This is a genomic window from Phaeobacter inhibens DSM 16374 (genome assembly GCF_000473105.1).
GTDB lineage: Bacteria > Pseudomonadota > Alphaproteobacteria > Rhodobacterales > Rhodobacteraceae > Phaeobacter > Phaeobacter inhibens.
The window spans coordinates 169,427-195,503 of the sequence record NZ_AXBB01000004.1 but is presented as its reverse complement, the minus strand read 5'-3'; the positions used below and the strand labels follow the sequence as shown (position 1 = coordinate 195,503).

Sequence of the window (26,077 nt, the reverse complement as noted above, 5' to 3'; positions counted from 1 at the left end):
CTGCCAATCAGGGTTGGCTGATCACTCCCTGCGGATATGATTGCGGATGCGGGCCCAGCCGCCGGGGGCGAGGAAGAAGGACAGGCCAAAGCCGGTGGCAAAGCCGCAGAGATCGGCGACCCAGTCAAGGGTGCCGCCGAACAGCAGGCCAAACAGCAGCTGGATCCCCATCAGAAAGGCAATCAGCGTAAAGGCGCGGCTTTGCTGCGCGCCGACAAGCGACAGCTGCCGCCACAGGATATAGGTGAAGGCCCCGATCAGCCCGTAGACCGCGGGAAAGCCACCGATCAGCGGCACCGATGATTGGGTCAGCAGCGCATAGCCAACAGCGCCGCCGATGCCGGAGACCAGAAACACCAGCACCATGGCCAGATCGCCAAAAATCTCGCCCACCATCTTACCCATGGCGAGCACGAAAACGCAGACAAACAGGGTCTGGGTGAATGCGACATGCACAAAGGGGTAAGAAACAAAACGGATCAGATGCTCCGTCGGCCATTGCCCGGTCTCCCACATCCACCAGAAGATGTCGGAAGAGAACGAATAGGTCTGAATTGCCTCCAGCCGCCAGCCGACGGCCTCAGGCCCGCCAAAGATCCCGCGCGCGCCAAGCGAAAACCCGGCTTCGATCCCCATGATGATCAGCACAAGCGCCACCACAACCGGCGGCAGCGGGTTCACCGGAGACGGCTCTTTTTGGTATTCCATTGTGATCTTGCTCCTGCTTGCCTGCTCTGCCGCCCTGCCCGGCGGCCCGGTTGATCCGCGCGCGGTTGACGATGGTTCCAGCCATGGTTAAGCCAGCAAGGATCCTAATTCCAGACGGGAGTTTATTGATGACCGAGACCACATTCACGCCCCGCGTGTTTTCCGGCATCCAGCCATCGGGCAATCTGCACCTTGGCAACTATCTTGGCGCGCTGAAGCGGTTCGTGGACTGGCAGGCCAAGGACGTGGAGAGCATCTACTGCATGGTCGATATGCACGCGATCACCGTCTGGCAGGATCCGGCGGATCTGAAGAAATCCACGCGCGAGCTTTGCGCCGGGTTCATCGCCGCCGGGCTTGACCCTGAACAGTCGATCCTGATCAACCAAAGCCAGGTACCCGAGCATGCGCAGCTGGCGTGGATCTTCAACTGCGTTGCCCGCATGGGCTGGATGCAGCGGATGACCCAGTGGAAGGACAAGGCCGGTAAGAATGCGCAGAACGCCTCGCTTGGTCTGTTCGCATATCCGGCGCTGATGGCGGCTGATATTCTGGTCTACCACGCCACCCATGTGCCCGTGGGCGAAGATCAAAAGCAGCATCTGGAACTGACCCGCGACATCGCGATGAAGTTCAATCACGACTACGGCGTCGATTTCTTTCCGGTGACCGAGCCGGTGATCGAAGGCGCGGCCACACGCGTCATGTCGCTGCGGGACGGGTCGAAGAAAATGTCCAAATCGGATGCGTCTGATGCCAGCCGCATCAACCTGACAGATGATGCCGACACCATCGCCAAGAAGATCCGCAAGGCCAAGACCGACCCTGACGCCCTGCCCTCCGAGGTTGAGGGGCTGGAAGGACGGCCGGAGGCACGCAATCTGGTCAACATCTACGCCGCCATGGCAGAGCAATCGGTTGATCAGGTGCTGGCGGATGTCGGCGGCAAGGCGTTTTCGGAGTTTAAACCGATGCTGGCAGATCTGTCGGTTGCGAAAATGAGCCCGATCACCACCGAAATGGCCCGGCTGATGCAACATCAGGACGAGATCGACAAAATTCTCGCACGTGGATCGGAGCGTGCCCGAGAAATCACAGCCCCCATCCTTCGCAAAACTTATGACATTGTGGGCATGGTCGCGCCGGTCACTCTGTGATATCAGGCCTTACGATCCCGCACCCTGCGGGGAGATAGATACTGGAGAATTCGGATGGCCAATGGCACCGTGAAATGGTTCAACGCAACAAAAGGCTACGGCTTTATCGAGCCTGAGTCTGGCGGCAAGGACGTGTTTGTACACATCTCTGCGGTTGAACGCTCGGGCCTTAATGGTTTGAACGACAACCAAAAAGTTTCCTACGAGCTGGAAACTGGTCGTGACGGCAAGCAGTCCGCAGGTTCGCTGGAACTGCTGTAAGGATCGCGGCGCGGGTTTTCCGCGCCCATCCATCTAAAGACATTCTGACCACAGCTTTCTGTGGATAGAATCACCCTAAGGCCGCCCGTTTCAGGCGGCCTTTTGCATGTCTGGGTTCAATTATTTTTCCGACGCCAGAGACCGCTGCAACCGGAGTGATCCGGACGGGATGCTATAGCGACCGGATGCCGTTCATGGTCAGATCTGCCACCATCTGTGCGTAATCTTCACGCGCCTCAGGTCCAGCGCCGGAATTCCACATGTAGTACCAGTTCAACATCCCGAAGACCGACATGGTGGCGGCACGCAGCTTGGCCGGATCTCTGGCGATGCCATCGGCAGCAACCCCGGCAAGCGCGTCACTGACCAGCTGCACCAATTCGCGCTGATACCCGCGCAGCAGTGCCTGCTGTGGCTCCGGCAGGGCTCCCATGGCGCTGATCTGCACCTGATGCTCGTGGTCGGCCCCCTGATAGGCCAGCAGGATTTCCGAAACGATGCAGCGCAGCCGCTGATCAGGGGAAAGCGCGCTGACGTCCACACCGCAGACCCGATCGCGCAGATCGCTCAGATAGGTGTCAAGGACGCCGAACAATACGGCATCCTTGCTATCGTAATAGTGGTAGATATTGGCCTTGGAGATCCCGCATTCCCGCGCCAGCTGGGTCATCGACGCGCGGTCAAATCCCTGCTCAGCAAAGACTTTGGCCGCAGATTTCAGGATCTGGGCGCGTTTCTCGTCGTGGTCTTTTGCAATGGTGCGGGCCAAGCGGGTTACTCCTTGCTGCGGTTGTCGACAACGCGCTTGGCCTTGCCCTGGCTGCGCTCCACCGATCCCGGTTCGCCGACGATAATCTCCGTCGAGACGCCAACCATATCCTTGATCCGCTTGGTCAGCATCCGGGCCGCCGCGGTCTTGCTCAACTCATCTGTGGCATCCGGGTTGGCCTCCACAAAGACCCGCATCGCGTCCATGCGGCCGGATTTATACAGCTCGATCTGGTAGTAAGGCGCCAGCCCGCCAGTGGCCAGCAGCTGCTCTTCGACCTGGCTGGGGAAGACATTGACGCCGCGCAGGATGATCATGTCATCGCTGCGGCCGGTGATCTTCTCCATCCGCCGCATCGAGCGCGCGGTGCCCGGCAGCAGGCGGGTCAGGTCGCGGGTGCGGTAGCGCACCATCGGCAGGCCTTCCTTGGTCAGCGTGGTGAACACCAGCTCCCCCATCTCGCCGTCCGGCAGCACCTCGCCGGTGGCCGGGTCGATGATTTCCGGCAGGAAGTGATCCTCCCAGATGACGGGGCCGTCCTTGGTCTCGACGCATTCATTGGCCACGCCGGGTCCCATGATTTCGCTGAGGCCGTAGATATCGACCGCATGCATGTCGAAAGCCTGCTCAACCTCGCGGCGCATCGCGTCCGTCCAGGGTTCAGCGCCAAAGACGCCGACCTTCAGCGAGCACTCGCGCGGGTCCATACCGACCTTGTGATACTGCTCCAGAATGTTGAGCATGTAGGAGGGCGTCACCATGATGCCATCGGGTTTGAAATCGGTGATCAGGCCAACCTGTTTTTCGGTCTGCCCGCCCGACATCGGCACCACGGTCGCACCCAGCCGTTCAATCCCGTAATGCGCACCAAGCCCGCCGGTGAACAGACCATAGCCATAGGCGTTATGCACCATGTCGCCCTTGCGCAGGCCAGCCGCCCGCAGGGACCGCGCCACCAGATCCGCCCAGTTGCTGATGTCATTCGCCGTATAGCCCACAACGGTCGGCTTGCCGGTGGTGCCCGATGAGGCATGCAGGCGCATGATTTGTTCCCGTGGCACCGCAAACAGGCCGAACGGATAGTTGTCCCGCAGGTCGTTTTTGTAGGTGAAAGGGAACTTGGCCAGATCGGACAGCTCTTGCAGGTCGTCCGGATGCACGCCCGCCTCGTCGAACCGTTGCTTGTACATCGGCACGTTGTCATAGGCATGGCGCAGCGACCACTTCAGCCGGTCCAGCTGCAGGCTGCGGATCTCGTCGATCGAGGCGATCTCGATCGGGTCCAGTTCACCCTTCTTGGGGCTCAGATCTTCCATGGCATCCTCCACGCCTTATTCGTCGAACAACTGGCCTTTGATCGCCCGGGAGAAACCCCGGAATTCCGCGATCTTCTGGCTGTCCTGATTGGTCACTGTCACGTCATAGATACCGCTGCGTCCGGTCAGAGAGACCTCATGCGCCGTAGCAATCAGCCTGTCGCCCAGCCGACCCGGCGCGGTGAAGCTGATCACATTGTGCTGCGCCACGGTCGACTGGTTGCGGCTGTTGCAGGCAAAGGCAAAGGCGCTGTCGGCCAGCATGAAGGTGACACCGCCGTGGCAGATGCCGTGGCCGTTGCAGTGGTGCTGGGCCACGGTCAGCTCCAGCGTCGCCTCGCCCTCATCCACATGGGTGATTTCCATGCCCGCCCATTTGGACGCATGGTCGTCCGCCCACATGGCAGCTGCGGATTTTTCGGCGCGTTCCTTGGGGGTCATGGTCATTTCCCCTTGAACGCGGGGGCGCGCTTTTCCAGGAAGCTGGCAACGCCCTCGGCATAATCCGCGCTTTCGCCGCAGGTTTTCATCGCGTCCGCCTCGATCTCCAGCTGGTCAGACAGCGTGTTGACCGCCGCGGCCTGGATGCACTGCTTGGTCAGGCCCAGCCCCAGTGTCGGGCCGTTTGCGAATTTCTCCGCCATGCCGCGCGCCTCGGCCATCAGTTCGTCATCCGGCACTGCCTTCCAGATCAGGCCCCAGTCCTCGGCCTTCTTGGCAGGCAGCGGCTCAACCGTCAGCGCCAGCCCCTTGGCACGGGCCTCGCCCAAGAGCCGCGGCAGATGCCAGCTGCCGCCGGTGTCCGGGATCAGGCCGACCTTGGAGAAGGATTGGATGAACTTGGCGCTCTCAGCCGCGACAACCACATCGCAGGCCAGCGCCAGATTGGCCCCGGCCCCGGCGGCGACGCCGTTGACGGCACATATCACCGGAAAATCGAGCGAGCGGATCAGGTTCACCAGCGGCGCGTAGAAGGTGCGGACGGTATGGCCAAGGTCCGGCGGGCCGTCCATCTTGCGCGGATCGCGGTCGCCCAGATCCTGCCCGGCACAGAAACCACGTCCGGATCCCGTCAGCAGTACAGCACGCGCGCCACCATCGCGGGCCGCTTCAAGGGCTGCGCGCAGGGCATGGTGCATCTCCTCTGTGAAACTGTTCAACCGGTCCGGACGGTTCAGGGTGATTTCCACCCATGTCCCGTGATCCTCCACCAACAGCGTCTCTGACATCGCAGCGCCTCCCCTCGTGCATCTGTTAACAAAGACCTTGCATAAACCGACCGGTTGGTCAATATATTTGCGACTTCTCATATTCAGACCGTGCATGTCCCGGTCCAGACGCAAAGGAACCCGCCCATGAGCCTTCTTGATGTTTCCAGCTTTGCCGCTGGCCAATGGATTGCCCCGGGTGCGGGTGCGCGCAGCATTGCCAGCGCGATCACAGGCGCACCCCTTGCTCAGGCGGGCAATGACGCGCTGGATGTGCAGGGGATGCTGGACTATGCCCGCACAGTGGGCGGCCCCTCCTTGCGCAAACTAACCTTCCATGATCGCGCCCGGATGCTGAAGGCCCTGGCGGGGCATCTGAACCAGCACAAACAAGCGCTCTACGATCTGAGCTTCAACACCGGCGCCACGCAAAGCGATCACATGATCGATATCGACGGCGGCATTGGCACCATGTTTGTTTTTGCCTCCAAGGGGCGGCGCGAGATGCCGGATGCCCATGTGTATCTGGACGGTGATATTGAGCAGCTGTCGCGCAACGGCACATTCCTTGGTCAACATATCTGTACGCCTTTGCAAGGGGTTGCGGTGCATATCAACGCCTTCAACTTTCCGGTCTGGGGGATGCTGGAGAAACTGGCGCCGACCCTGCTGGCCGGTGTTCCGGCCATTGTGAAACCGGCCACTGCGACCTGCTATGTCACCGAGCTGGCGGTGCGGCTGATGCTGGAGTCGGGCATCCTGCCTGAGGGCGCCCTGCAACTGGTTTCCGGCGGCCTTGGCGACATGCTGGACCATCTGACGATGCAGGATGTGGTCAGCTTTACCGGCTCTGCGCAGACTGCGCTGAAGCTGCGCGCAAACCCAGTGATTCTGGAGAATTCCATTCGTTTTGTGGCTGAACAGGACAGTCTGAATGCCTCGATCCTTGGCCCGGACGCGGGTCCCGGCACGCCGGAATTTGACCTGTTCGTCAAGGAAGTCAGCCGCGAGATGACCACCAAGGCGGGTCAGAAATGCACCGCCATCCGTCGTATCATCGCGCCGGACGCGCAGGTGGAGGCGGTGATCGAAGCCCTGTCGGCGCGGCTGGCAAAGACCCGGATTGGCGACCCGCGCCTGGAAACCACCCGCATGGGCGCGCTGGTCTCGAACAGCCAGAAACGCGACGTTCTGGAGAAGGCCGCGATCATCGGCCAGGAAGCAGAGCGCGTCTTTGGCGATCCGGAAAACTTCTCCGTTGATGGCGCCGATGCCGAAAAAGGCGCCTTTGTGCCGCCGATGCTGTTCCATTGCGCCGATCCGGACAAGGCGCAGCGTGTCCATGACACCGAAGCGTTTGGCCCGGTCTCAACCATCATGGGTTACCACGATCTGGATCACGCCATCACGCTTGCCAATCGCGGCGAAGGGTCATTGGTGGCCTCCGTCATCACCCATGATACAGAGGTGGCCCGCGAGGTCGCGCTGGGGGCGGGTGCCTATCACGGGCGGCTTTACTTCAACAACCGCGACTCGATGAAGGAATCGACCGGCCATGGCTCCCCCCTGCCCCATATGGTGCATGGCGGGCCAGGTCGTGCTGGCGGCGGCGAGGAGCTAGGCGGCGTGCGCGGCGTCAAACATTACATGCAGCGCACCGCCATTCAGGGCTCCCCCGACATCCTGTCGGCGATTGGCGAACAATGGGTGCCGGGTGGCACGGAGATCGCCGCCAAGGTACATCCCTTTACCCGCAAATTCGGTGATCTGGAGCTGGGAGAAACCCTGCACAGTGCTGCGCGCCAGATCACGCTGGAGGATATCGAGACCTTCGCCAAGTTCACGGGCGATACCTTCTACGCCCATATGGATGACGAAGCTGCCGCGCGGAACCCGTTCTTCCCCGGTCGTGTGGCCCATGGGTATCTGTTGATCAGCTTTGCTGCCGGTCTGTTCGTGCAACCCGATGAGGGGCCGGTGCTGGCCAATACCGGGATCGACAATCTGCGGTTCATGAAGCCTGTTTCTGCAGGCGACAGCATCAAGGTGCGTCTGACCGTCAAGAAGAAGACACCCCGCAACGAAGACTACGGCGAGGTACGCTGGCATGTCACCCTGACCAATCAGGATGATGAAATTGCCGCCGAATATGAGCTGCTGACCATGAACGCGTTCTGATAGGGCCCTGTCATCAGACGGTCGTCCGGTCTGGCCTATCCGGGCCGGGCGACTTATCTATTATATATGACAGACGCACAGACCTCCTGGTTCGACACCACCGTAACTGCCCTTAGCGACCCGCAGAACCAGCGGGTCTGGTCGATTATTGTCTCGCTCTTTGGAGATCTGGCGCAGCGGGACGGGGACCAGATTGGCGGCAGCGCCCTCACCCGGATCATCACCCCGATGGGAATCAAGCCGGAGGCGATCCGCGTTGCATTGCACCGGCTGCGCAAGGACGGCTGGATCGACAGCACGCGATCAGGCCGCGCGTCGGTGCATTTCCTGACCCCGATGGGCCGCAGCCAATCCGCTGCTGTCACCCCGCGCATCTATGCTCCAACGACACTCGCCCCCGAGGATTGGCACCTGCTGATAGCGCAGGACGGACAAGGCGGCGCGCTGGACGCCCTGCTGCAGCAGCCAAATTATGTTGCCGTCAACCGCTCTACGGTGCTGGGCCATGGCCCCCTGCCACGGGAGCGGGACCAATTTCTGGCGGTCGACCATCCGGATCTGTCAGTGCCTGACTGGCTGCGTCAGCGGCTGTTTCCAGAGGATCTGAAACTGGCCTGTGCCCGGCTCGACAGCACCTTGAGCGGCGTCAAACCGCCGGAGACAAGCCGTGTTTCAGATGCCCTTGACCCGACACAGATCGCCACGCTGCGCACCCTGATCGTGCATCGCTGGCGGCGTGTGGTGCTGCGGCATCCGGATCTACCGCCCCGGTTTCATCCCAATGACTGGGCCGGAGAACACTGCCGCCAGCGTGTCGCGTCGCTGCTGCAGCACCTGCCGCGCCCCCGGCTCAGCCCAAATGGTGAACTGATCGCTGCCGAAGACCCCTGAGAGGCAGCACCAGCGTGCGACCGGCCGCGCAGCTGTGATGATTTTTCCTTTACAAACCTCGGTGAGAAATCTACCCAAAGTCGCAGATGGTTCCCACGGCCCCAAAGCGGTCACGGGATGAAAAGGGAACGTGGTGTGGTGTAGCCAAAAGGCGCCAAATCCGCGACTGCCCCCGCAACTGTGAGCGGTGAGCGACCTCGATAGACCACTGGCCCCTTGGGCCGGGAAGGCCGAGGCCCGCAGCAACCCGCAAGTCAGGAGACCTGCCATCCACAGGAAACCTATTGGACCGGACGGGGTGTTCCGGCGGGCAGGATGATACGGCACGACACTCACGCGTGGCTGGTCCCCTTCCCCCTTTGCCCCCCTGACCGGATTGCGCGGAGGGCGCTATGGACGGGACAGCACGGCACCGTATTCTGGTGTGCACATCCTGCAAAGGGACAGACCCCGGCACCCGTCCGGGGCCGCAGCTGATTGACGCCTTGCGCGACGCGCTTGACCAGCGCGGCGATACCCTGGTGGAGGTGGCAGGTGTCGCCTGCATGGCGGGATGCAGCCACCCCTGTACTGTCGGATTTCAGGCCGAGGGCAAAGCCAGCTATGTGTTTGGCGACCTCACCCCTCAGGACGATCTGGCGGATATTCTGCAATTTGCCGATCTCTACAAATTGCTGGCGGACGGCTGGTGCAGCTCGGTTGATCGTCCCGGCAAACTGCGCCGCTCCACCCTGTCGCGCATCCCGGCCCTGTTCCCCGCGGCCCCGATAGAGGCCAAAGCGGCAAAAACAACCGCGCCCATGGAGCCTGCCGAATGACCGCAGCCTCACTCACCGTTACAGATGTCAGCTGGGGACCGGGCCGTGCGGCGCCGCTCATCCTGCAGCCAATCAGCTTTCACCTCGATGCAGGCCGTGTGCTGGGTGTGGTTGGCCCCAATGGTGCCGGAAAGTCCAGCCTGCTACGGGTGATTTACCGCTTCAACCAGCCGCGCAGCGGCAAGGTTGAGGTTGGTGACAGTGATATCTGGGCCCTGCCTCCAAAGGCTGCAGCGCAGCGCGTTGCTGCGGTGCTGCAGGAACAACCTACCGATTTTGCCCTGACCGTGGCGGAGATCGTTGCCCTGGGACGGGCGCCCTATCGCTCAGGGTTTGCGACACCGGGCGCGCGCGATGCGGCGATCATTGAGGGAATGCTGGACCGTCTCGATCTCTACAGCATGGCTGACCGGGCCTTCGGCACCCTGTCGGGTGGCGAGCGTCAGCGGGTCATGGTGGCGCGGGCACTGGCGCAGGAACCCTCACTTCTGGTGCTGGATGAGCCGACCAACCATCTGGATATCCGCCATCAGCTGGACGTGCTGGACCTGATCCGGGATCTGGATGTGACCATTGTCACCAGCCTGCATGATCTCAACATCGCAGCCGGCGCCTGTGATGAAATCCTGTTGATGTCCGAGGGCCGCCAGCTGGCCTTTGGCACGCCCCATGACGTACTGAGCGAGGACACCGTTAGTCGGGTCTTCAACGTCGCTGCCAGACGCGAAACCCTGACCCCCTCCGGGCAGGATCACCTGACCTTTCACCTCCCTGTTTCATGAGGATATCCCTGACTATGACTGCCCGTTTTTCAACAGTGACGCAGCTGCTCGCCGCCGGTGTTATGGCCATCTCCCTCGCGCCGGTGGCGCAGGCCGAGACCACGGTACAGAGCTGCAACCGCAGCGTTGCATTTGATACACCGCCGCAGCGCGCCATTTCCAATGACGTCAATCTGACCGAGATGATGCTGGCGCTGGGGCTGGCCGACCGGATGGTGGGCTACACAGGGATTTCCGGCTGGAAGACCCTGGATCCGGTGATGCGCGCTGGCGTCGCCGAACTCCCGGAACTGTCGGCAAAATACCCCTCCAAGGAGGTGCTGATCGGCGCCGATGCGGATTTCTTCTTTGCCGGCTGGAATTACGGCATGAAGGTGGGCGGTGAGGTCACGCCAGAAACCCTCGCCCCCTTTGACATCAAGGTCTATGAGCTGACCGAAAGCTGCATTCACATTGGTGAAAAGGCAAAGGTCAGCATGGATGACATGTATAACGACCTGCTGAACCTCGGCCGGATTTTCGCCGTTGAAGAAACCGCGGAGGCACTGGTTGCGGGCTACAAGGATGAGTTGGCCGCCTTTTCCAAGGATCGTCCCGAAGCCAGCGATCCGCTGCGCGTCTTTGTCTATGACAGCGGCGAGGACACGCCGTTCACCGCAGGCAAATATGCCATGCCCACCGCGCTGATCGAGGCGGCGGGCGGCAGCAACATCATGGATGATCTGGAAAAAAGCTGGGCCACTGTGACCTGGGAAGCCGTGGTCGAGCGCAATCCTGAGGTTATCGTCATCGTGAACTACGGGTCGGTCACCGCCGAGGAAAAACGCGCCTTCATGCGCAGCAACCCTGCATTTGCAGAGGTCGACGCGGTGAAGAATGACCGTTTCGTGACGCTTGAGTATGTCGAAGCCACGCCTGGACCGCGCAACATCCGCGCAATCAAGACGTTGGCAACCAGCTTTGACGCGGCGCAGGCGCATGCGGTAAGCAACTGATATGTCCACCGCCCACGCACATCCCGCAACTGAGCCGCGCCTGAGCGCGCGCGCCCGGCGGCGCCTGCGCGGGCGGCTGGCCTGGATCCTGGGCGGGGCCGTACTGACGGCCCTGACCCTGTCGATTGCCGTCTCTGTAGGCGCAGTTGGCATTCCGCTCACCTCCGTGTGGGGCATTATCGCCCACAAGCTGACCCACGGATCAGCGTTTGCGGCAGACAGTGTCTTCGGCGCGAGCTGGAGCAAGGGACAGGCCGCGATTGTCTGGGACATCCGTTTCCCCCGCGCCCTGCTGGCGATGATGGTCGGCGCCGGGCTTGCCATGGTGGGGGCCAGTCTTCAGGCGGTGACCCGCAATCCGCTGGCCGATCCGCATCTGCTGGGCATCTCCGCTGGCGGCGCCTTTGGTGCGATTCTGGCGCTGCTGCATACCGGGCTGTTTCTGGGACTGCTGACCGTGCCCTTGCTGGCGTTTGTCGGCGCCCTTGCGGCCACGGCGCTGGTGCTGGCTGTTTCCCGCTTTGCCGAGGCGACCACCGCCGACCGGCTGGTGCTGGTGGGAGTGGCGGTCTCCTTTGTGGTTATGGCAGGGGCCAATGTTCTGATTTTCCTCGGGGATCCGCGCGCCACGCATACGGTGGTCTTCTGGATGCTGGGGGGGCTTGGCCTCGCCCAGTGGAGCCATCTGGCCTATCCCCTGGTGGTGCTGGTGCTCTGCGGCAGCTGGCTCTGGTCCCGCTCCGGCGATCTCAACGCGATGACAGTCGGGGACGAGACAGCCACGACGCTGGGCATCCCGGTGGCGCGGTTCCGCCTGATGACCTTCTGCGTCGGTGCGCTGATCACCGGGGTGATGGTCGCGTTTTCCGGCATGATCGGCTTTGTCGGGTTGATCGTGCCGCATGTGGCCCGGCTGATCGTCGGCGGTGATCATCGCCGGGTGCTGCCGGTCTCGGCGCTGTTTGGCGGGCTGTTCCTGGTCGCCGCCGATATCGCCGCCCGCACCCTGATGGCGCCGGAGGATATGCCGATCGGGCTGGTCACCGGGCTGGTGGGCGGTGTGTTCTTCATCTGGCTGCTGCGGCGGCGTTAGGGCTGCGGCGACAACAGACACTTAAGGCCCCGCGCGCATCGGGGGCCTTTTGCAGTTTCAGACGTCAGGCAGCGGCGACCACGATCATTTCCACCAGCAGCTCAGGCCGCGCAAGCTTGGCTTCGCCGCAGGCCCGCGCCGGGGCCGCGCCCTCAGGCACCCAAGCGTCCCACACCTCGTTCATCGCTGCGAAGTTGGCCATATCCGAGAGCCAGATCGTACATTGCAGCATGCGGGATTTGTCGCTGCCTGCCTCTGCCAGCAGCGCGTCAATCTTGTCGAGGCAATCCTGCGTCTGCTGGGCGATGCTGGCCCCTGCAGTACCAACCTGACCGCACAGGTAAATGGTCTCGCCATGTTTAACGATTTTGCTCATACGCTTGCCAATATGATGGCGTTCGATTTGTGTCATATGTTCCTCGTTCGGTGACGGCCACGCCGGAGGGCGGGTCTGCTTCAGGGATATCGATCCGGTCGTGGCAAAGCAATGCACCCCGCGCCGGACATCAGATGGCAGCAGATCACCTCAGGCAAGCCGTTCAAATACCGCACAAATTTTGATGTTTTAATTCATCCTTGCCGAAAAGAGAAGCGCGCCCCTATAGTTTCCCCTGCGGAACATATGGCGCGTATTGCCGGGGTCACGACCGACCCCCTAGCGTCGACGACACGCGGGCACGACCGGCGACGTTCCAAAAAGAGCCTGCAACATCGCAGGGCCATCGACAGGGGGAAATGACATGACATCGACCAAGACCCGCGCGCGGATGTCGCGCCGCCAATTTTTGCTCAGCTGCGCGGCTGGCGCGCTGACCGTTGGTTTGGGCGCTTCGCTGGCTGAGCAGGGGCACGCCGCAGAACCAATCAAAGTCGCTGGTATCTACACGGTGCCCGTCGAACAGCAATGGGTCAGCCGCATTCATGTTGCCGCCCTCGCCGCGAAGGACCGTGGCGACATCACCTATACATTCTCCGAGAACACCTCGAACACCGATTACCCGCGGGTGATGCGTGAATATGCCGAACAGGGCCACAAGCTGATCATCGGTGAGATTTTCGGCGTGGAGGCGGAGGCCCGCGAGGTGGCAGCGGATTATCCGGATGTGGCCTTCCTGATGGGGTCTTCCTTCAAAGAAGACCCGGCGCTGCCCAATCTGGCGGTGTTCGACAATTATATTCAGGATGCGTCCTACCTGTCTGGCATTGTAGCCGGGGCCATGTCTGAGAGCGCCAATATCGGCATGGTTGGCGGCTTTCCCATTCCTGAGGTGAACCGCCTGATGCATGCCTTCATGGCAGGTGCACGGGAGATGAACCCCGATATCACATTCCAGGTCTCCTTCATCGGCAGCTGGTTCGATCCGCCCAAGGCCAAGGAAACCGCCTTTGCGATGATCGAGAACGGCGCGGACATGCTCTATGCGGAACGCTTTGGCGTCTCAGATGCGGCCAAGGAAAAGGGCGTTCTGGCCATTGGCAATGTGATCGACACGCAGGGCGACTACCCCGACACGGTGGCGGCCTCGGCCCTATGGCATTTTGAGCCAACTTTGAATGCCGCGATTGCCAAGGTACGGGATGGCAGCTTCACAGCAGCAGACTATGGCGTCTATTCCTTTATGAAGGAAGGCGGCGCATCACTGGCACCTTTTGGCACCTTTGAGGGGAAGATTCCGCAGAAAGCGCTGGATCTGATCGCCAGCCGCACAGCGGCCATCAAGGATGGCTCCTACGAGGTGGAAATCAACGACGCTGAGCCTGCGTCCTCCTGACGGGAGGCCGCCAATGGCGTCCGATAAAATGGGACAGGCACCGGGTCTCACCCCGGTGCTGCGCCTTCAGAACATCACCAAACGCTTTGGCAGTGTCACCGCGAACGATGACGTGAGCTTTGACCTGTTTCCGGGTGAAGTCATTGCCTTGCTTGGGGAAAACGGCGCGGGCAAAACCACGCTGATGAATATTCTGTTTGGTCAGTATATGGCCGATACAGGCGGCGTGGAGCTGTTCGGCGCCCCCCTGCCGCCCGGTGCGCCACGCGCCGCCTTGGATGGCGGCGTCGGCATGGTGCATCAGCATTTCACGCTGGCGGATAATCTGACGGTCTGGGAGAATATCACCCTTGGCGTGGAGCCGCTGCTGGGTCTGGGCCTGCGGGCAGGACCGGCCAAGGCCCGCATCCGCGCGCTGGCCGAGCAGTTTCATCTGAAGGTCGATCCCAACGCGAAGGTTTCGCGGCTCACCGTTGGCGAGCGTCAGCGGGTTGAGATCCTGAAGGCGCTGTACCGGGACGCACGGATCCTCATTCTGGACGAACCCACAGCGGTCCTGACGCCACAGGAATCCGACGCGCTATTTGCCACCCTGCGCGAAGCCATCAACCGGGGCCTTTCGGTGATCTTCATCTCGCATAAACTGCATGAGGTGATGGCGATTTCCGACCGGGTTCTGGTGCTGCGCCATGGCAAGCTGGTGGCCGAACGGCAGACCGCTGATACAGACAGTGACGCGTTGGCTGCGCTGATGGTCGGTGCCGATGTCGTGCCTGCGAAATTTGCCGCCAACACACCCGGCCCAGCCCTGTTGCAGTTGCGCGATGTCACCACACCCAGCGCCGGGGCCAGCCCCGGTTTGCGGCATGTCTCGCTTGATCTGGCCGCGGGTCAGATCACCGGATTGGCCGGAGTGTCCGGCAATGGTCAGGCGGCACTGTCTGATCTGGTCTCGGGCCTGATCACGCCGCAGTCCGGCAGTCTGACCCTGAACGGCGCCGCCCCGGCAGGCTGGTCACCGCGTGAGGCCATCACCGCCGGGATCGCCCGCATTCCAGAAGATCGCCACAAGACAGGCACCATCGCGGATTTCGATCTGACGGAGAATGCGATTCTTGAAACCTATGCCACCCGTTTCAGCCACCGGGGCTGGCTCGACTGGCGGGCCGCGCGTGACTTCGCAAAGACTGTGATCACAGGCTATGACGTGCGCTGTCCCGGCCCCGACACCCGCATCCGGCTGCTGTCCGGCGGCAATATGCAAAAGCTGATCCTTGGCCGTGTGCTGGAACAATCGCCGCAGATCATCCTGGCCAACCAGCCAGTGCGCGGGTTGGATATCGGTGCAGTCACCTATGTACATGAACAGCTGGCCAAAGCCTGCGCACGTGGGGCGGCGGTTCTGCTGATTTCCGAGGATCTGGACGAGATAATGCAGCTTTCTGATGTGATCCATGTGATCAGCGAAGGACGCCTTAGCCCCGGGTTCACCCGAGGTTCTAAACAGCCAGAAGAACTGGGGGCCTGGATGGCTGGTCATGGCTTTGACACCCCACAGACGGAGGATGGCCATGCGGCTTGAACCGATTGCCGCACCGAGCTGGCAGCGGCGGCTGATGCCGCCTGCGCTGGCGCTGCTGGCGACCTTTGCCCTTGCCGCGCTGCTGGCACAGATCGCGGGCGGAGAGCCGCTGTCGATTTTTGGCCTGATCCTGACTGGGGCGTTTGGGTCGAAATTTGCGCTGCTTGAGACGCTGAACCGGGCCACCCCGTTGATTTTTACCGGCCTCGCTATTGCCGTCGCCTTTCGTGCCAAGCTCTGGAATATCGGAGCCGAGGCGCAGCTTTATGCGGGGGCTGTGATCACCGTTGTTCTCGGCACCGGCGCGCTGAACCTGCCTGCGCCGCTGTTGCTGCCCCTACTCGGCGCGGCGGCGCTGATCGCGGGGGCGGTGCTGCTGCTGGGGCCTGCGCTGTTGAAGACACGGCTGGGGGTGGATGAGGTGGTTACAACGCTGCTGTTCAACTTCATATTCCTGTTGTTCGTCTCCTACCTTCTGGAAGGGCCGCTGAAGGATCCGATGGGCATGGGTTGGCCAAAATCACCACGGCTGAGCGCCGACGCGCGGCTCCCCCGCGTGGTGGACGGGCTGCGGCTGCACTGGGGGTTTGCGCTGGCGCTTATTTCGGCTTTGGTGATCTGGGTGATCAACACCCGCACCACGCTGGGCTATGAGATGCGCGCAGTTGGCCAGAATGCCGAAGCCGCGCGATTTGCGGGCATCCCAGTCACAAAGGTGATCCTGAAAACCGCGCTGTTGTCTGGCGGTCTGGCCGGATTGGCGGGCTATTCCGAAGTATCAGGCCTGAAAGGGGCTCTGACGCTCGATCTGAGCCCCGGTTTTGGCTATACGGGCATCGTTGTGGCCATGCTGGCGCTGTTGCATCCAATTGGCGTGATTTTTGCAGCGCTGTTTGTCGCCGCGATTTTTGTCGGAGCGGACAGTATGAGCCGGGCCGCAGGTGTTCCCAGCTATCTGGCCGATATCATGTTGGCCTCTGCCCTGCTGCTGATGGTGCTGGCGATCCTTCTGAGCAAATTCCGGCTGCGGAGGGACTGAGATGGATATCCTCGAAATCCTGCTCTCTGCCAGCTTCTGGGCCGCCGCGATCCGCATCGCCTCGCCGCTGATCTTTGCCACGTTGGGAGAGCTGATCTGCGAACGCGCAGGGGTGCTCAATCTCGGGATTGAGGGGATCATGGTCGCGGGTGCCTTCTCCGGCTGGATCGCGGTCTGGGCCGGGCTGCCGCTCTGGGGTGGGGTTGGTGTGGCGCTGCTGACCGGCATGGCCTTTGGCCTGCTGCATGCGACGCTCAGCGTGCCTTTCGGGTTGTCGCAGCATGTGGTGGGCATCGGGCTGACACTGCTGGCCACGTCGCTGACCTTTTACACCTACCGCGTGGTGCTGCCGGAGGTGTCCTCTCCGCCCAAGATCGAGGCGTTTCAGCCCTATGAAATCCCGCTGCTTTCGGATCTGCCGCTGATCGGCCCGGCGCTGTTTTCCCAGACACCGCTGACCTATGCCGCCTTTGTGCTGGCGGCACTCTGCGCCTACACCCTGTATCGCACGCCGCTGGGGCTGGCGGTGCGCGCGGCGGGTGAGAACCCATCGGCAGTGGCCGCGCAGGGGCTGTCAGTGACCGCGATCCGCATGGGCGCGGTGGTGGTGGGCAGCGGGATTATGGCGGTTGGTGGCGCGTTCCTGACGCTCTCGGCCTTTGACAGTTTTTTCTTCGATATGGTGAATGGGCGCGGCTGGATCTGCATTGCGCTGGTGGTCTTTGGCGCGTGGCGGCCGGGCAAGGCGGTGCTGGGGGCGATCCTTTTTGCGGCCTTTGATGCGCTGCAGATCCGCCTGCAACAAACCGGTATTGGCGCGGTGGTGCCCTATCAGCTGTTCCTGATGCTGCCCTATATTCTGTCGATACTGGCGCTGATCCTGATGTCACGCCGCGCCGAGGTGCCCGCCGCGCTGATGGTGCCATTCAACAAGGGAGAAAGATGATGTTGGATCTGTTGATCAAGGGCGGCACCCTGCCCGATGGCTCTGTCGCGGATATCGGCATCACCGGTGACACGATCACCGAGGTGGCGCCGTCCATTGACGCGACAGCCGGGGAGACCATCGAGGCCAGCGGTGATCTGGTCGCGCCGCCCTTTGTCGATCCGCATTTCCATATGGATGCGACGCTGTCCTACGGGCTGCCGCGGGTCAATGCCTCTGGCACGCTACTGGAGGGGATCAGCCTATGGGGGGAGCTGCGCGAGGAGGCCAGTGTCGAGGATATGGTCAACCGCGCGCTCACCTATTGTGACTGGGCGGCCAGCATGGGGTTGCTGGCAATCCGCACCCATGTCGATACTACCCCCGACCACCTGCGGGGCGTGACCGCGATGCTGGAGGTTCGCGAGGCGGTTAAGGATTATATTGACCTGCAATTGGTCGCCTTTCCGCAGGACGGGTTGTACCGGGCAGAAAACGGGCGTGAGAATCTGATCCGCGCGCTGGATATGGGCGTCGATGTGGTGGGCGGCATCCCGCATTTCGAACGCAGCATGCAGGACGGCGCGGAGTCTCTGCGCGATCTCTGCCGAATAGCGGCGGATCGGGGGCTACAGGTCGACATCCATTGTGACGAAACCGATGATCCGCTGTCGCGCCACATCGAGACACTGGCGCAGGAGACGCTGCGCCACGGGTTGCAGGGACGGGTGGCCGGCAGTCACCTCACCTCAATGCATTCGATGGACAATTACTACGTCTCCAAGCTGTTGCCGCTGATTGCCGAGGCCGGGATTGCGGCCATTCCCAACCCGCTGATCAATATCGTATTGCAGGGGCGGCATGACAGTTTTCCCAAACGGCGCGGGCTGACCCGGGTGAAGGAATTGCTGGCCCATGGGGTCACGGTGGGCTGGGGTCAGGATTGTGTGCTGGATCCCTGGTACAGCCTTGGCACCGGGGACATGCTGGATGTGGCCTTCATGGGGATGCATGTGGCGCAAATGACCCACCCGGATGAGATGGCACAGTGTTTCACCATGGTAACCGAGAGCAATGCCGCCATCATGGGGCTGGACGGCTATGGCCTGAAGAAAGGTGATCGCGCGTCTTTGGTGGTGCTGGATGCCGCCACCCCAACCGAAGCGCTGCGTCTGCGGCCTGCGCGCCTTGCCGTCGTGGCCAAGGGCAAGGTGGTCAGCCGGAGCGCGCGCGGCGATGCGGATATATCCATCCCCGGCCGCCCGGCACAGGTGCGGCGGCGCCATCAGATGCCCGGATGACCTGACATCAGATCAACAGATACGGCAGGCCAACCCCCGCCGCCGTCAGTAACAGCAGGGCTATCAGCATCACCAACCCGTCGCGGGTCAACATCGCAACAGCGAGGCTGCTGACCACAATCCCCAGTGTCGAGGAGCTGAACGGCACCAGCTCAAGAAAGGGCATCGCCAGCCCGCAAAGCGCGCAAATCACCCGCGGGACAGTCACAAAGGGCTGACGCAGCAGAATTTTGACACGGGCCTCTGTGTGACGATCCAGAAACCGCGCCATGCGGCGCATCGGTCCCAAGACCTTTCGCGCGCGGTCGGAGGAGACCCGCTGCCTGCGAAGCCAATCCGGCAACCAAAGATGATCGCGCCCCAATGCCATCTGCCCCGCAATCAGGAAGATCAGCATCCCGCAGATGGTCGAAAACAGCGGCACCCCGCTGAGAGGGGACACAACGGCCATTGCAGGGAGCAGCAGCGTCGCCGACATCGACGAATGGCCCAGATCCTCCACTACGTCTGCCACGCTGATGCTGTCTTCCTCCAGCAGCTCTGTTGTGGCGTCGATCATCTCGGCAACGGGGTGGTTCTCGGCGGTCATTCTGTGCAGGCTCCTGTTCAGCGGCACGCAGTTGGTTCACGGGCAAAACGTGTTCGGCCCGCCGTAGTTCCGTGGCATCTGCGCCTCGGCCCGCCTGTTCAGACCCACGAGCCAAGCTTCAGTGCCAAACCCGTCTGCGTTTTCTCAAGGAACCCGCCAAATCTGCGGGAACCGTTTCCTGATTCGGAACGTTACCCCAGCGCAACCCCGTGATGAGACGGGACGGGCCCCGGCTGATCGGGGCCAACCGGGGCCGCGACCGGGCACCTGCCCGCGCCCCATCCTTCCGCTGGTCTCCGACTGGCGTGCATAAGACCGGGAGATATTCCGGATTGGAGACGGCCCAGCGCCGCGAAACGAAAGGAAATTGATATGCGACTTTTCATTGCTGCTCTTGCCCTGGCCGGGTTGGCCGCCTGCGAAACCACCGAAGGGTTCGGCCGTGACGTCTCCGATCTTGGCAACGCGATTACCGAAGAATCTCAGGAAGCGCAGTAAATCAGCTGCGCCGGAACACCCTGTCAGACCCGTTCTGGCGGGGTGTTTTTGCATTTAAGGCAGAGCGTGCAAATTTTATCGTGACATCGGCATCTGTCTGCGGTTGACCTTGCCCTGAAGTCACAGAACCATTGCGGTGCGGCAGCCCGCCTTGGCTTTGATCAACTGCCGACATGTTCCAGATGCGCCCCAGACCGAGGATGCCAATGCCTGACTGCCCTGCCCGCCGCCCATTAAACGCAGCATTGGGCGCGCGCCCTACCGTGGCGTGCATCAGCTGCCTCGGGCGCGCTCAGCAGATGCTCCTGCACGTTCTGGCGACAGCAACCCTGCTGGTGGTCTTATGGATGCCCGTACTGGCAACAGCCCAGACCAGCAGTGAACCGGTTCAGACTGACAGTGCGATCCAACTGGACGGCAAAGCGGCTCCGGATTCGCAGATCCGCCGCCGGATCGTCGAACTTCTGGGGGAAATCGACGGGTTTGATAAGGTCGGTGTCTCAGTCTCCAATGGTGTGGTGACCCTTGCGGGCGAGGTGCTGGATAATGCGCGCCAGACCCAGCTTACCACCATGATTGAGCGGATTGACGGCGTCGTGGCGATTGAAAACCAGACCCTGGTCAACGGTCGGCTGGACGAGCGGCTGGACTCTGCGTTTTCAAGACTGAAAGAGCGGACCCGCAATATCATTGCCAATGCGCCGATCTTCTTTGTTGCGATGCTGGTCTTCGTGATGATCTCCGCCTTTGGTTGGCTGGTCACCACCCGGCTGCGGATCTGGCAGCGTCTGGCGCCCAATTCGTTCATCGCAGAGGTCTACAGCGCCGTTGCCCGCATTGCATTCATCATTCTGGGACTGGTGGTGGCACTGGATATCCTTAATGCGACCGCGTTGTTGGGCGCGGTTCTGGGGGCTGCGGGTGTGGCGGGTCTGGCCGTGGGTTTTGCGGTGCGTGACACGGTGGAGAATTTCATCGCCTCGATCCTGCTGAGCCTGCGGCAACCCTTCCGGCCGAATGATTTTGTCGAGATCGCAGGCGATATGGGGACCGTGGCCCGGCTGACCTCGCGTGCAACCATTCTGATTTCGCCGGAGGGCAACCATATCCGCATCCCCAATGCGACCGTCTTCAAGGGGCGGATCGTCAACTATACCCGCGATGCAAACCGGCGGTTCGAGTTTGAACTGGGTGTTGATGCCGACGCCGATCTGGCGGCTGCGCTGTCGACGGCGGTCGACGCATTGCAATCGCTGCCCTTCGTGCTGCGCGATCCGTCGGTCGGCGCCTGGGTCAAGGAAGTGGGCGATTCCAACGTGATCCTGACTTTCACCGGCTGGGTGGACCAGACGCGCAGCAGCTTCCTGAAGGCGCGCGGCGAGGCGATCCGCACCGCCAAGACCGCTCTGGAGAGCAACGGATTTGGCCTGCCGGAACCGATCTACCGTCTGCGCGTCGATGCCAATGCAGCGGCCAGCCTGTTGCCGATCACCGATCAGCCGCGTGACGACGCCGCTGCTCCGTCGCCGCATCCTGCACCAGCTGCGGCAGAGACCCCCCTTCCGGCAGCCGCTGATCCGGCGCGGGTTGAAGACGCCAATGAGGAAGCCGCCACCCGTGAACGCAACGCCCCCGACGGCGGTGGCGATCTGCTGAGTGAGGGTCAGAAAGCGGAATAAACTTCGCACAACGCAACCGTGTGGGCCGATGTTTCTGCGGAACAATCGCTGATGTCTCTGCGTTGCCCCAGAGACAAAGGAGCATCCCATGGCAAAAACCCACAGCCCCTCCATTAAGAATGACAGCACCTATGATGCCCTGCGCGACAAGGGCTATAGCAAGTCCAAGGCCGCAGCGATCGCCAATGCCCAGGCCAACGACAATATGGCCCCCTCTGAAAAAGGCGGCAAAGCGCCCCCATATGAGGATTGGACCAAGGATGAGTTGATGGAGCGTGCCCGCGAGCTTGAGATTGAGGGGCGTTCGACCATGAACAAAGATGAACTGATTAAGGCTTTGCGCAACGGCTGACACGGTCAGGCCCCCGCTGCGCGGTCTCTAACCCCTTTAAATCAGGAGACATGATAGATGGTAGAATATGCTGGAATTGGCGGGCTTATTGTCCTGCTGCTATCGATCTGGGCAATCGTATCAATTGTCGGATCCAACGCCAGCACGGGCAAGAAGGTCATCTGGGTGGTCTTTGTTCTGATCCTGCCCATATTTGGGTTCATCTGCTGGCTGCTTTTTGGTCCGCGCGCGCGCTAGCCGCTGCGCTTTATTTCGATGAGACAAAAACAGCGCCGTCTTTTGCGAGACGGCGCTGTTTGTTTTGCATGTTCGGGAGGGCCGCAACAACCTTAGGTATTGAGCTGAAGCACGTGGTGTACGCCGACGTCCGGGTGGCCTTCGGTCTCGCTCATGCTGGCGCGCAGCAGTTTGAGACCAACCAGAACCGCGTTGCCCTGCGAGGCCCAGACCGCCGCCTCCCGCGGGGTCATTCTCAATAGCGTGACCTTTGGATCATCGCGCCCCTTCTCGAACCAGGCACCGACTGCAAAGCTCCACAGCTCATCCAGCTTATCAGGGTCGTTGGTGACCTCAATCGGGCCGCGTACGCTCGCGTGATAGTCCTGACCATCCGACACAAAGGTCAGCTGCGCATCAGCGCCAAGGCCGGTTGCCTTGACCAGATCGCTGTCGGATGAGCTGATGAACCAGATCGCGCCGTTCTCAGCATCGGCGAAATGAGTCATCGGCTGCGGGTGCTGGTCGCTGTCGCGCACCGCCAGCATGGAGGTGCGGCGTTTTTCCAGCTGATGCCAGAGTTGAGAAATCGCGTCGTCTTTTGTTTCGGTCTGTCGTGCCACGGCTGAAATCCTTTATTTATATGCTCGCGCCTGTTCCAGGGCTTACGTGGAGGGCGGGCATCGGCCCGCTCCCCTTGCTGCTGTCAGCTATTGCTGTCGTCAATGCTGGCGCGGTCAGACAGAGGCGAAGAATTTATCCAATTCACGCTCCGCCTCTTCGCGGGCCTTGCCGTATTTGGTTTGCAACAGGCCGACCAGCTGCTCGCGGTCGCCTTTGGCTTGCTCCACCTCATCATCCGTCAACTCGCCATAGGCTTCGTGGAATTTACCCTTGAGGGTCGCCCAATTGCCTTTGACCTGGTCCTGATTCATAGCGTGCTCCTATCGTTGCGGTATCGTCGCCTAACCAACGTGCCGATATCGGCTTGGTTCCCGGAAATTTTCCTCCCGCGCCACCACCGGCGCCCCGTGCCAGATCTTCTGACAGTTGTCTTGGCTGCGCCCGCCAACTGAGCAAAGGATCGGGAACCAACCGCCACAGTCGGCGTTGAGAGCATGAGCCATCCAGACAAAACAGGAGAGGCAAATGACTGATCACAGCACCACCCCGCACCCGATTGAGCGGGCCAAGCACCATGCCAACGAATTGGCCGAACAGGCGCAGGATACGCTGCGAAGCGAGGCGCGCGCCCGCGCCGAAGAGGCTCAGGCACAGGCCGCAGGTGAAGCCGCTGCAGTGGCCCGCGCAGCGGATGCCGCAGCCTCCGAACTTCCGCAGGGGTCTTTTCAGGCCGAGGCGGCGCAACAACTTGCACAGGGCCTGGAGCAATTCGCAGATAAAGTCCGGACTGCCGATCTCGACAAGGTGCTCCGCGACACCGGTGATTTTGCCCGCAAGAACCCGATGCTGTTTCTTGGTGGGGCGGCGCTGCTTGGCTTCGCTGCAACCCGGTTCCTGAAGTCCACGGCCCCCGAAGAGGACCGCGCCGCAACTTCGGCAGATGACGTCACCGATGATCCTTGGGGCACCCATGAGGCGGGCCACGCATATTCGGCCAGCAGCGACGACACCGACCGCAGTGCCATGGCACGCGAGACCGGCAACGTATCTGCCCACGGCGCCACACGGAGGGCGTCATAATGAAAGAGCAGAATACAGCAGCCAGCCCCTCCGAGGCACCGGGCATTATTGTGACCGTGCTGAAGCAGATGTCGCAACTGATGCAGGATGAGGTCCGCCTGATGAAGGCCGAGATGTCCCGCAACCTCTCCCGCGCGGGCGTGGCGCTTGCGATGATTGCCGTTGGCGCTGTGCTGGCCATCGTGGGCCTGCATGTGCTGGCCGCCGCTCTGGTCGCGGCAATCGCCGCCCTTGGCCTGAGCGTCGGCACCGCCGCGCTGATCGTCGGCGGGCCGCTGATCGCGCTGGCGGTTGGTTTGGTCATGCTGGGCGTCAACCGTCTGTCGCCGGCCGCCCTGATGCCCGACCGCAGCCTGCGCAACGTCCAGCGCGATCTGAAGACCCTGAAGGAGACCACACGTCATGCCTGAGACATCTGAATTGACCGACCTTGAAAGCGAAGTGGCCCGCGACCGCGTAGCCCTGTCCAAATCTCTTGATACGCTGGCCGTCAGCCTGTCGCCTGATCGTATTGCAACGCAGGTCTCGGCCACCGCATCGCACTATGGCGGCGAAATCTCGCAGCAGCTGTTGTCAACTGCGCGGGCAAACCCGGCCGCACTGGCCCTGGTGGGCACCGGCATTGCGCTGCTGATGTCCGGCGCGGGTCAGCGCCGCGCGGCTGGCCCGCGCCCGCAACCCGATGTCCCAATCCGGACGCCTGCAACGCCGGCGGTACAGCCAGTGGCGAGCAAAGGTCCAAGCGCCAAACGCCTGCGCGCCGCTCTGGATCACGGGCTGGACAAGTTGCCGCCCAAGGCCCGCAAGCAAATCCGCAAGGCGCGTCTGGCCGCGATCCATATTCAGGAAGATCTGGAGCGTCGCGCTGCCAAACTCAGCCGGGCCTCACAGGAGGGGGTCGCTGCCCAACCTCTGGTGGCCGGGGGGCTGGCCTTCGGCCTTGGTGCCATCGCTGCAGCGCTGCTGCCGCAGACCCGGCAGGAAGATGCGCTCCTAGGTGAAAAGCGCGATGCGCTGATGGCGGAGGCCCGCGACATCCTGCAACAGGAGATGCGCAGTCTTGCAAACAAGGGCGAAACCGCCCTGCACGAACAGGTCAGTAAAGGGCGCGACGCTCTACATGCCTCGCTCAACTGATCTGGCCACACACCCCCTTCGCCCTGTCAGGGACGGAGGGGGTCTCTTTGAACAAGGCCTTTGCCAATGTTGAATTCCATGCTCTCTGACCGGGCAGCACGTATCATGCTGCTCATCGTGACAGCCCTTGCACTTGGCCTTGCGCTCTTTTTTGCAAAACCCGTTCTTGCGCCTGTTATTTTCGCGGTAGTCGTCGGGATCGTGGTCTCTCCGCTTGCCGACCGGCTGCAGGGGATTGGCGTTGCGCGCGTGATCGTAGCAGCCAGCCTATTGCTGTTTTCATGCGCCATTATTGTCCTGCTGTTCCTGTCGCTCGAACCGCTGATATCCGGCGTTGTCGAAGATCTGCCAAAGATCAAACAGGAGATTAAAAGCTGGGTTTACATGATGTCCGGCCTACTGCGCGGGATTGAGGCGATTAGTCAGGAGATTGAGCAGACGGTCGGCACCGGCGCGGCGGGACCCGATGTCAGCACCGGCTTTCCGACGCTGATGGATGCGCTGTGGGTTGCCCCGAACTTTGGCGCGCAGGTGTTCATCTTCATCGGAACGCTGTTCTTTTTCGTGCTGACGCGAACCGATATCTACGCGGCGGCCGGATCACTTGGCAAACGGCTCTATCGCGCGGAGCATGAGGTCGCGCGCTATTTTGCGGCTGTGACGCTGGTCAACGCAGGCTTGGGCGTCGCCACCGCCATTGGCCTCGCGACCCTTGGGATTAACAGCGCGCTGATCTGGGGGCTCGCGGCGATGTTGCTGAACTTCATCCTCTACCTTGGGCCATTGATGATGATCACAGGGCTGACCTTTGTTGGGATGACACAGCTGGGCGGGGCCGCAGCGCTGATACCACCGGCGTTGTTTTTGGCGCTCAATCTGATTGAGGCACAATTTGTGACGCCAGCCTTTGTCGGCCATCAACTGCATCTAAGCCCGCTGGTGGTGTTTCTTGCCATTGTTTTCGGCCTGTGGATCTGGGGACCCGTCGGCGCTATCGTCGCCTTGCCAGTGATGCTCTGGATCGGGCAATTGCTGCGCTCCTCGGCGGAGGCGCGCAGACTACAGGGCGAAGAGAACCCGACAGGCTGAGCCGCACAACCCGGGCGG

General features: G+C 61.8%; 30 protein-coding genes and 1 riboswitch. Of the genes, 21 read left to right on the top strand and 9 right to left on the bottom strand.

Annotated elements, in window-relative coordinates; translation table 11 throughout:
- Window positions 1–21: 21 nt before the first annotated feature.
- On the bottom strand, window positions 22–708 hold the full coding sequence (locus tag INHI_RS0100940) for a rhomboid family intramembrane serine protease (protein ID WP_027246400.1): 687 nt from the start codon (window positions 706–708) through the stop codon (window positions 22–24).
- Window positions 709–836: 128 nt separating this feature from the next.
- Between INHI_RS0100940 and trpS the strand changes: the two genes are divergently transcribed.
- On the top strand, window positions 837–1,865 hold the full coding sequence (gene trpS / locus INHI_RS0100930; protein ID WP_027246399.1) for a tryptophan--tRNA ligase: 1,029 nt from the start codon (window positions 837–839) through the stop codon (window positions 1,863–1,865).
- Between the two features lie 54 nt (window positions 1,866–1,919).
- Entirely contained in the window at window positions 1,920–2,126 is a 207-nt protein-coding gene (locus INHI_RS0100925) for a cold-shock protein (RefSeq protein ID WP_014875579.1), read from the top strand.
- A 172-nt stretch (window positions 2,127–2,298) separates the two neighbouring features.
- On the opposite strand, the gene INHI_RS0100920 is transcribed toward INHI_RS0100925, so the two are convergent.
- From INHI_RS0100920 to paaG, 4 genes are read right to left on the bottom strand one after another with little or no spacing between them, the layout of a single operon-like run.
- The gene (locus INHI_RS0100920; protein ID WP_027246398.1) at window positions 2,299–2,895 is read right to left on the bottom strand and encodes a TetR/AcrR family transcriptional regulator; all 597 of its coding nucleotides are present in this window, start codon (window positions 2,893–2,895) and stop codon (window positions 2,299–2,301) included.
- A gap of 5 nt (window positions 2,896–2,900) precedes the next feature.
- Complete coding sequence (paaK, locus tag INHI_RS0100915; protein WP_027246397.1) at window positions 2,901–4,211, bottom strand: phenylacetate--CoA ligase PaaK; 1,311 nt, start codon at window positions 4,209–4,211, stop codon at window positions 2,901–2,903.
- A gap of 15 nt (window positions 4,212–4,226) precedes the next feature.
- A complete protein-coding gene (gene paaI, locus INHI_RS0100910) occupies window positions 4,227–4,652 on the bottom strand; it encodes a hydroxyphenylacetyl-CoA thioesterase PaaI (protein WP_027246396.1) in 426 nt (141 codons plus the stop codon).
- 2 nt (window positions 4,653–4,654) lie between these two features.
- On the bottom strand, window positions 4,655–5,440 hold the full coding sequence (gene paaG / locus INHI_RS0100905; protein ID WP_027246395.1) for a 2-(1,2-epoxy-1,2-dihydrophenyl)acetyl-CoA isomerase PaaG: 786 nt from the start codon (window positions 5,438–5,440) through the stop codon (window positions 4,655–4,657).
- Between the two features lie 126 nt (window positions 5,441–5,566).
- On the opposite strand from paaG, the gene paaZ reads away from it, so the two are divergent.
- From paaZ to INHI_RS0100875, 6 genes are all read left to right on the top strand, one after another.
- Window positions 5,567–7,597, top strand: coding sequence for a phenylacetic acid degradation bifunctional protein PaaZ (gene paaZ, locus INHI_RS0100900; RefSeq protein ID WP_027246394.1), 2,031 nt, complete (start codon window positions 5,567–5,569; stop codon window positions 7,595–7,597).
- 66 nt (window positions 7,598–7,663) lie between these two features.
- Window positions 7,664–8,488 (top strand): PaaX family transcriptional regulator C-terminal domain-containing protein, encoded by an 825-nt coding sequence (locus tag INHI_RS0100895; protein ID WP_027246393.1) that lies wholly within the window; start codon window positions 7,664–7,666, stop codon window positions 8,486–8,488.
- A gap of 70 nt (window positions 8,489–8,558) precedes the next feature.
- Window positions 8,559–8,773: riboswitch (cobalamin riboswitch) on the top strand.
- 107 nt (window positions 8,774–8,880) lie between these two features.
- Entirely contained in the window at window positions 8,881–9,306 is a 426-nt protein-coding gene (locus tag INHI_RS0100890) for a DUF1636 family protein (RefSeq protein WP_014880895.1), read from the top strand.
- Window positions 9,303–10,088 carry an ABC transporter ATP-binding protein gene (locus tag INHI_RS0100885; RefSeq protein WP_014875587.1) on the top strand — a complete coding sequence of 262 codons (786 nt, stop codon included), beginning with the start codon at window positions 9,303–9,305 and terminating at the stop codon, window positions 10,086–10,088. Before INHI_RS0100890 ends, INHI_RS0100885 begins: the two co-directional genes overlap by 4 nt.
- Before the next feature lie 14 nt (window positions 10,089–10,102).
- Window positions 10,103–11,083, top strand: a complete 981-nt coding sequence (locus tag INHI_RS0100880) for an ABC transporter substrate-binding protein (RefSeq protein WP_027246392.1) — start codon at window positions 10,103–10,105, stop codon at window positions 11,081–11,083.
- Between the two features lies 1 nt (window position 11,084).
- On the top strand, window positions 11,085–12,176 hold the full coding sequence (locus INHI_RS0100875) for a FecCD family ABC transporter permease (protein ID WP_027246391.1): 1,092 nt from the start codon (window positions 11,085–11,087) through the stop codon (window positions 12,174–12,176).
- A 64-nt stretch (window positions 12,177–12,240) separates the two neighbouring features.
- On the opposite strand, the gene INHI_RS0100870 is transcribed toward INHI_RS0100875, so the two are convergent.
- On the bottom strand, window positions 12,241–12,588 hold the full coding sequence (locus INHI_RS0100870) for a RidA family protein (RefSeq protein WP_027246390.1): 348 nt from the start codon (window positions 12,586–12,588) through the stop codon (window positions 12,241–12,243).
- Window positions 12,589–12,916: 328 nt separating this feature from the next.
- On the opposite strand from INHI_RS0100870, the gene INHI_RS0100865 reads away from it, so the two are divergent.
- Genes INHI_RS0100865 through INHI_RS0100845 form a run of 5 tightly spaced genes read left to right on the top strand, consistent with a single transcriptional unit; the run spans window position 12,917 to window position 18,795 of the window.
- Complete coding sequence (locus INHI_RS0100865; RefSeq protein ID WP_027246389.1) at window positions 12,917–13,948, top strand: BMP family protein; 1,032 nt, start codon at window positions 12,917–12,919, stop codon at window positions 13,946–13,948.
- Between the two features lie 13 nt (window positions 13,949–13,961).
- Entirely contained in the window at window positions 13,962–15,530 is a 1,569-nt protein-coding gene (locus INHI_RS0100860) for an ABC transporter ATP-binding protein (protein WP_081698666.1), read from the top strand.
- Window positions 15,520–16,569 carry an ABC transporter permease gene (locus INHI_RS0100855; RefSeq protein ID WP_027246387.1) on the top strand — a complete coding sequence of 350 codons (1,050 nt, stop codon included), beginning with the start codon at window positions 15,520–15,522 and terminating at the stop codon, window positions 16,567–16,569. Before INHI_RS0100860 ends, INHI_RS0100855 begins: the two co-directional genes overlap by 11 nt.
- A gap of 1 nt (window position 16,570) precedes the next feature.
- The gene (locus INHI_RS0100850; RefSeq protein WP_027246386.1) at window positions 16,571–17,515 is read left to right on the top strand and encodes an ABC transporter permease; all 945 of its coding nucleotides are present in this window, start codon (window positions 16,571–16,573) and stop codon (window positions 17,513–17,515) included.
- On the top strand, window positions 17,515–18,795 hold the full coding sequence (locus tag INHI_RS0100845) for an amidohydrolase family protein (protein WP_027246385.1): 1,281 nt from the start codon (window positions 17,515–17,517) through the stop codon (window positions 18,793–18,795). Before INHI_RS0100850 ends, INHI_RS0100845 begins: the two co-directional genes overlap by 1 nt.
- 7 nt (window positions 18,796–18,802) lie before the next feature.
- Here the strand turns inward: INHI_RS0100845 and INHI_RS0100840 are convergent, their stop codons facing one another.
- Window positions 18,803–19,384, bottom strand: coding sequence for an exopolysaccharide biosynthesis protein (locus INHI_RS0100840; protein WP_027246384.1), 582 nt, complete (start codon window positions 19,382–19,384; stop codon window positions 18,803–18,805).
- Between the two features lie 372 nt (window positions 19,385–19,756).
- Here INHI_RS0100840 and INHI_RS0100835 point away from each other — a divergent pair, with 372 nt between their 5' ends.
- The 4 genes from INHI_RS0100835 to INHI_RS0100820 all read left to right on the top strand — a co-directional run bounded on the left by INHI_RS0100835 (window position 19,757) and on the right by INHI_RS0100820 (window position 22,150).
- Window positions 19,757–19,882 carry an entericidin A/B family lipoprotein gene (locus tag INHI_RS0100835; protein WP_027246383.1) on the top strand — a complete coding sequence of 42 codons (126 nt, stop codon included), beginning with the start codon at window positions 19,757–19,759 and terminating at the stop codon, window positions 19,880–19,882.
- A gap of 299 nt (window positions 19,883–20,181) precedes the next feature.
- Entirely contained in the window at window positions 20,182–21,561 is a 1,380-nt protein-coding gene (locus INHI_RS0100830) for a mechanosensitive ion channel family protein (RefSeq protein ID WP_254656805.1), read from the top strand.
- An 88-nt stretch (window positions 21,562–21,649) separates the two neighbouring features.
- Window positions 21,650–21,913, top strand: a complete 264-nt coding sequence (locus INHI_RS0100825; protein WP_027246381.1) for a DUF7218 family protein — start codon at window positions 21,650–21,652, stop codon at window positions 21,911–21,913.
- A 57-nt stretch (window positions 21,914–21,970) separates the two neighbouring features.
- The gene (locus INHI_RS0100820; RefSeq protein ID WP_027246380.1) at window positions 21,971–22,150 is read left to right on the top strand and encodes a PLDc N-terminal domain-containing protein; all 180 of its coding nucleotides are present in this window, start codon (window positions 21,971–21,973) and stop codon (window positions 22,148–22,150) included.
- 92 nt (window positions 22,151–22,242) lie between these two features.
- Here INHI_RS0100820 and INHI_RS0100815 read toward each other — a convergent pair whose 3' ends face one another.
- The gene (locus INHI_RS0100815; RefSeq protein WP_027246379.1) at window positions 22,243–22,752 is read right to left on the bottom strand and encodes a pyridoxamine 5'-phosphate oxidase family protein; all 510 of its coding nucleotides are present in this window, start codon (window positions 22,750–22,752) and stop codon (window positions 22,243–22,245) included.
- A 114-nt stretch (window positions 22,753–22,866) separates the two neighbouring features.
- A complete protein-coding gene (locus INHI_RS0100810; RefSeq protein WP_027246378.1) occupies window positions 22,867–23,064 on the bottom strand; it encodes a CsbD family protein in 198 nt (65 codons plus the stop codon).
- A 214-nt stretch (window positions 23,065–23,278) separates the two neighbouring features.
- On the opposite strand from INHI_RS0100810, the gene INHI_RS0100805 reads away from it, so the two are divergent.
- From INHI_RS0100805 to INHI_RS0100790, 4 genes are all read left to right on the top strand, one after another.
- Window positions 23,279–23,833: a hypothetical protein gene (locus INHI_RS0100805; protein WP_027246377.1), complete on the top strand. Its 555-nt coding sequence runs from the start codon at window positions 23,279–23,281 to the stop codon at window positions 23,831–23,833.
- A complete protein-coding gene (locus INHI_RS0100800) occupies window positions 23,833–24,243 on the top strand; it encodes a phage holin family protein (RefSeq protein ID WP_014880909.1) in 411 nt (136 codons plus the stop codon). Before INHI_RS0100805 ends, INHI_RS0100800 begins: the two co-directional genes overlap by 1 nt.
- A complete protein-coding gene (locus INHI_RS0100795) occupies window positions 24,236–24,970 on the top strand; it encodes a hypothetical protein (protein WP_027246376.1) in 735 nt (244 codons plus the stop codon). Before INHI_RS0100800 ends, INHI_RS0100795 begins: the two co-directional genes overlap by 8 nt.
- A 66-nt stretch (window positions 24,971–25,036) precedes the next feature.
- Window positions 25,037–26,059: an AI-2E family transporter gene (locus INHI_RS0100790; protein WP_027246375.1), complete on the top strand. Its 1,023-nt coding sequence runs from the start codon at window positions 25,037–25,039 to the stop codon at window positions 26,057–26,059.
- Window positions 26,060–26,077 lie beyond the last annotated feature (18 nt).

Bases quoted from the DNA above. Each gene is read 5' to 3' on its own strand.
- INHI_RS0100940 (WP_027246400.1), bottom strand. From the start codon at position 708: ATGGAATACCAAAAAGAGCCGTCTCCGGTGAACCCGCTGCCGCCGGTT.
- trpS (WP_027246399.1), top strand. From the start codon at position 837: ATGACCGAGACCACATTCACGCCCCGCGTGTTTTCCGGCATCCAGCCA.
- INHI_RS0100925 (WP_014875579.1), top strand. From the start codon at position 1,920: ATGGCCAATGGCACCGTGAAATGGTTCAACGCAACAAAAGGCTACGGC.
- paaK (WP_027246397.1), bottom strand. From the start codon at position 4,211: ATGGAAGATCTGAGCCCCAAGAAGGGTGAACTGGACCCGATCGAGATC.
- paaI (WP_027246396.1), bottom strand. From the start codon at position 4,652: ATGACCCCCAAGGAACGCGCCGAAAAATCCGCAGCTGCCATGTGGGCG.
- paaG (WP_027246395.1), bottom strand. From the start codon at position 5,440: ATGTCAGAGACGCTGTTGGTGGAGGATCACGGGACATGGGTGGAAATC.
- paaZ (WP_027246394.1), top strand. From the start codon at position 5,567: ATGAGCCTTCTTGATGTTTCCAGCTTTGCCGCTGGCCAATGGATTGCC.
- INHI_RS0100895 (WP_027246393.1), top strand. From the start codon at position 7,664: ATGACAGACGCACAGACCTCCTGGTTCGACACCACCGTAACTGCCCTT.
- INHI_RS0100890 (WP_014880895.1), top strand. From the start codon at position 8,881: ATGGACGGGACAGCACGGCACCGTATTCTGGTGTGCACATCCTGCAAA.
- INHI_RS0100885 (WP_014875587.1), top strand. From the start codon at position 9,303: ATGACCGCAGCCTCACTCACCGTTACAGATGTCAGCTGGGGACCGGGC.
- INHI_RS0100880 (WP_027246392.1), top strand. From the start codon at position 10,103: ATGACTGCCCGTTTTTCAACAGTGACGCAGCTGCTCGCCGCCGGTGTT.
- INHI_RS0100875 (WP_027246391.1), top strand. From the start codon at position 11,085: ATGTCCACCGCCCACGCACATCCCGCAACTGAGCCGCGCCTGAGCGCG.
- INHI_RS0100870 (WP_027246390.1), bottom strand. From the start codon at position 12,588: ATGACACAAATCGAACGCCATCATATTGGCAAGCGTATGAGCAAAATC.
- INHI_RS0100865 (WP_027246389.1), top strand. From the start codon at position 12,917: ATGACATCGACCAAGACCCGCGCGCGGATGTCGCGCCGCCAATTTTTG.
- INHI_RS0100860 (WP_081698666.1), top strand. From the start codon at position 13,962: ATGGCGTCCGATAAAATGGGACAGGCACCGGGTCTCACCCCGGTGCTG.
- INHI_RS0100855 (WP_027246387.1), top strand. From the start codon at position 15,520: ATGCGGCTTGAACCGATTGCCGCACCGAGCTGGCAGCGGCGGCTGATG.
- INHI_RS0100850 (WP_027246386.1), top strand. From the start codon at position 16,571: ATGGATATCCTCGAAATCCTGCTCTCTGCCAGCTTCTGGGCCGCCGCG.
- INHI_RS0100845 (WP_027246385.1), top strand. From the start codon at position 17,515: ATGTTGGATCTGTTGATCAAGGGCGGCACCCTGCCCGATGGCTCTGTC.
- INHI_RS0100840 (WP_027246384.1), bottom strand. From the start codon at position 19,384: ATGACCGCCGAGAACCACCCCGTTGCCGAGATGATCGACGCCACAACA.
- INHI_RS0100835 (WP_027246383.1), top strand. From the start codon at position 19,757: ATGCGACTTTTCATTGCTGCTCTTGCCCTGGCCGGGTTGGCCGCCTGC.
- INHI_RS0100830 (WP_254656805.1), top strand. From the start codon at position 20,182: ATGCTCCTGCACGTTCTGGCGACAGCAACCCTGCTGGTGGTCTTATGG.
- INHI_RS0100825 (WP_027246381.1), top strand. From the start codon at position 21,650: ATGGCAAAAACCCACAGCCCCTCCATTAAGAATGACAGCACCTATGAT.
- INHI_RS0100820 (WP_027246380.1), top strand. From the start codon at position 21,971: ATGGTAGAATATGCTGGAATTGGCGGGCTTATTGTCCTGCTGCTATCG.
- INHI_RS0100810 (WP_027246378.1), bottom strand. From the start codon at position 23,064: ATGAATCAGGACCAGGTCAAAGGCAATTGGGCGACCCTCAAGGGTAAA.
- INHI_RS0100805 (WP_027246377.1), top strand. From the start codon at position 23,279: ATGACTGATCACAGCACCACCCCGCACCCGATTGAGCGGGCCAAGCAC.
- INHI_RS0100800 (WP_014880909.1), top strand. From the start codon at position 23,833: ATGAAAGAGCAGAATACAGCAGCCAGCCCCTCCGAGGCACCGGGCATT.
- INHI_RS0100795 (WP_027246376.1), top strand. From the start codon at position 24,236: ATGCCTGAGACATCTGAATTGACCGACCTTGAAAGCGAAGTGGCCCGC.
- INHI_RS0100790 (WP_027246375.1), top strand. From the start codon at position 25,037: ATGTTGAATTCCATGCTCTCTGACCGGGCAGCACGTATCATGCTGCTC.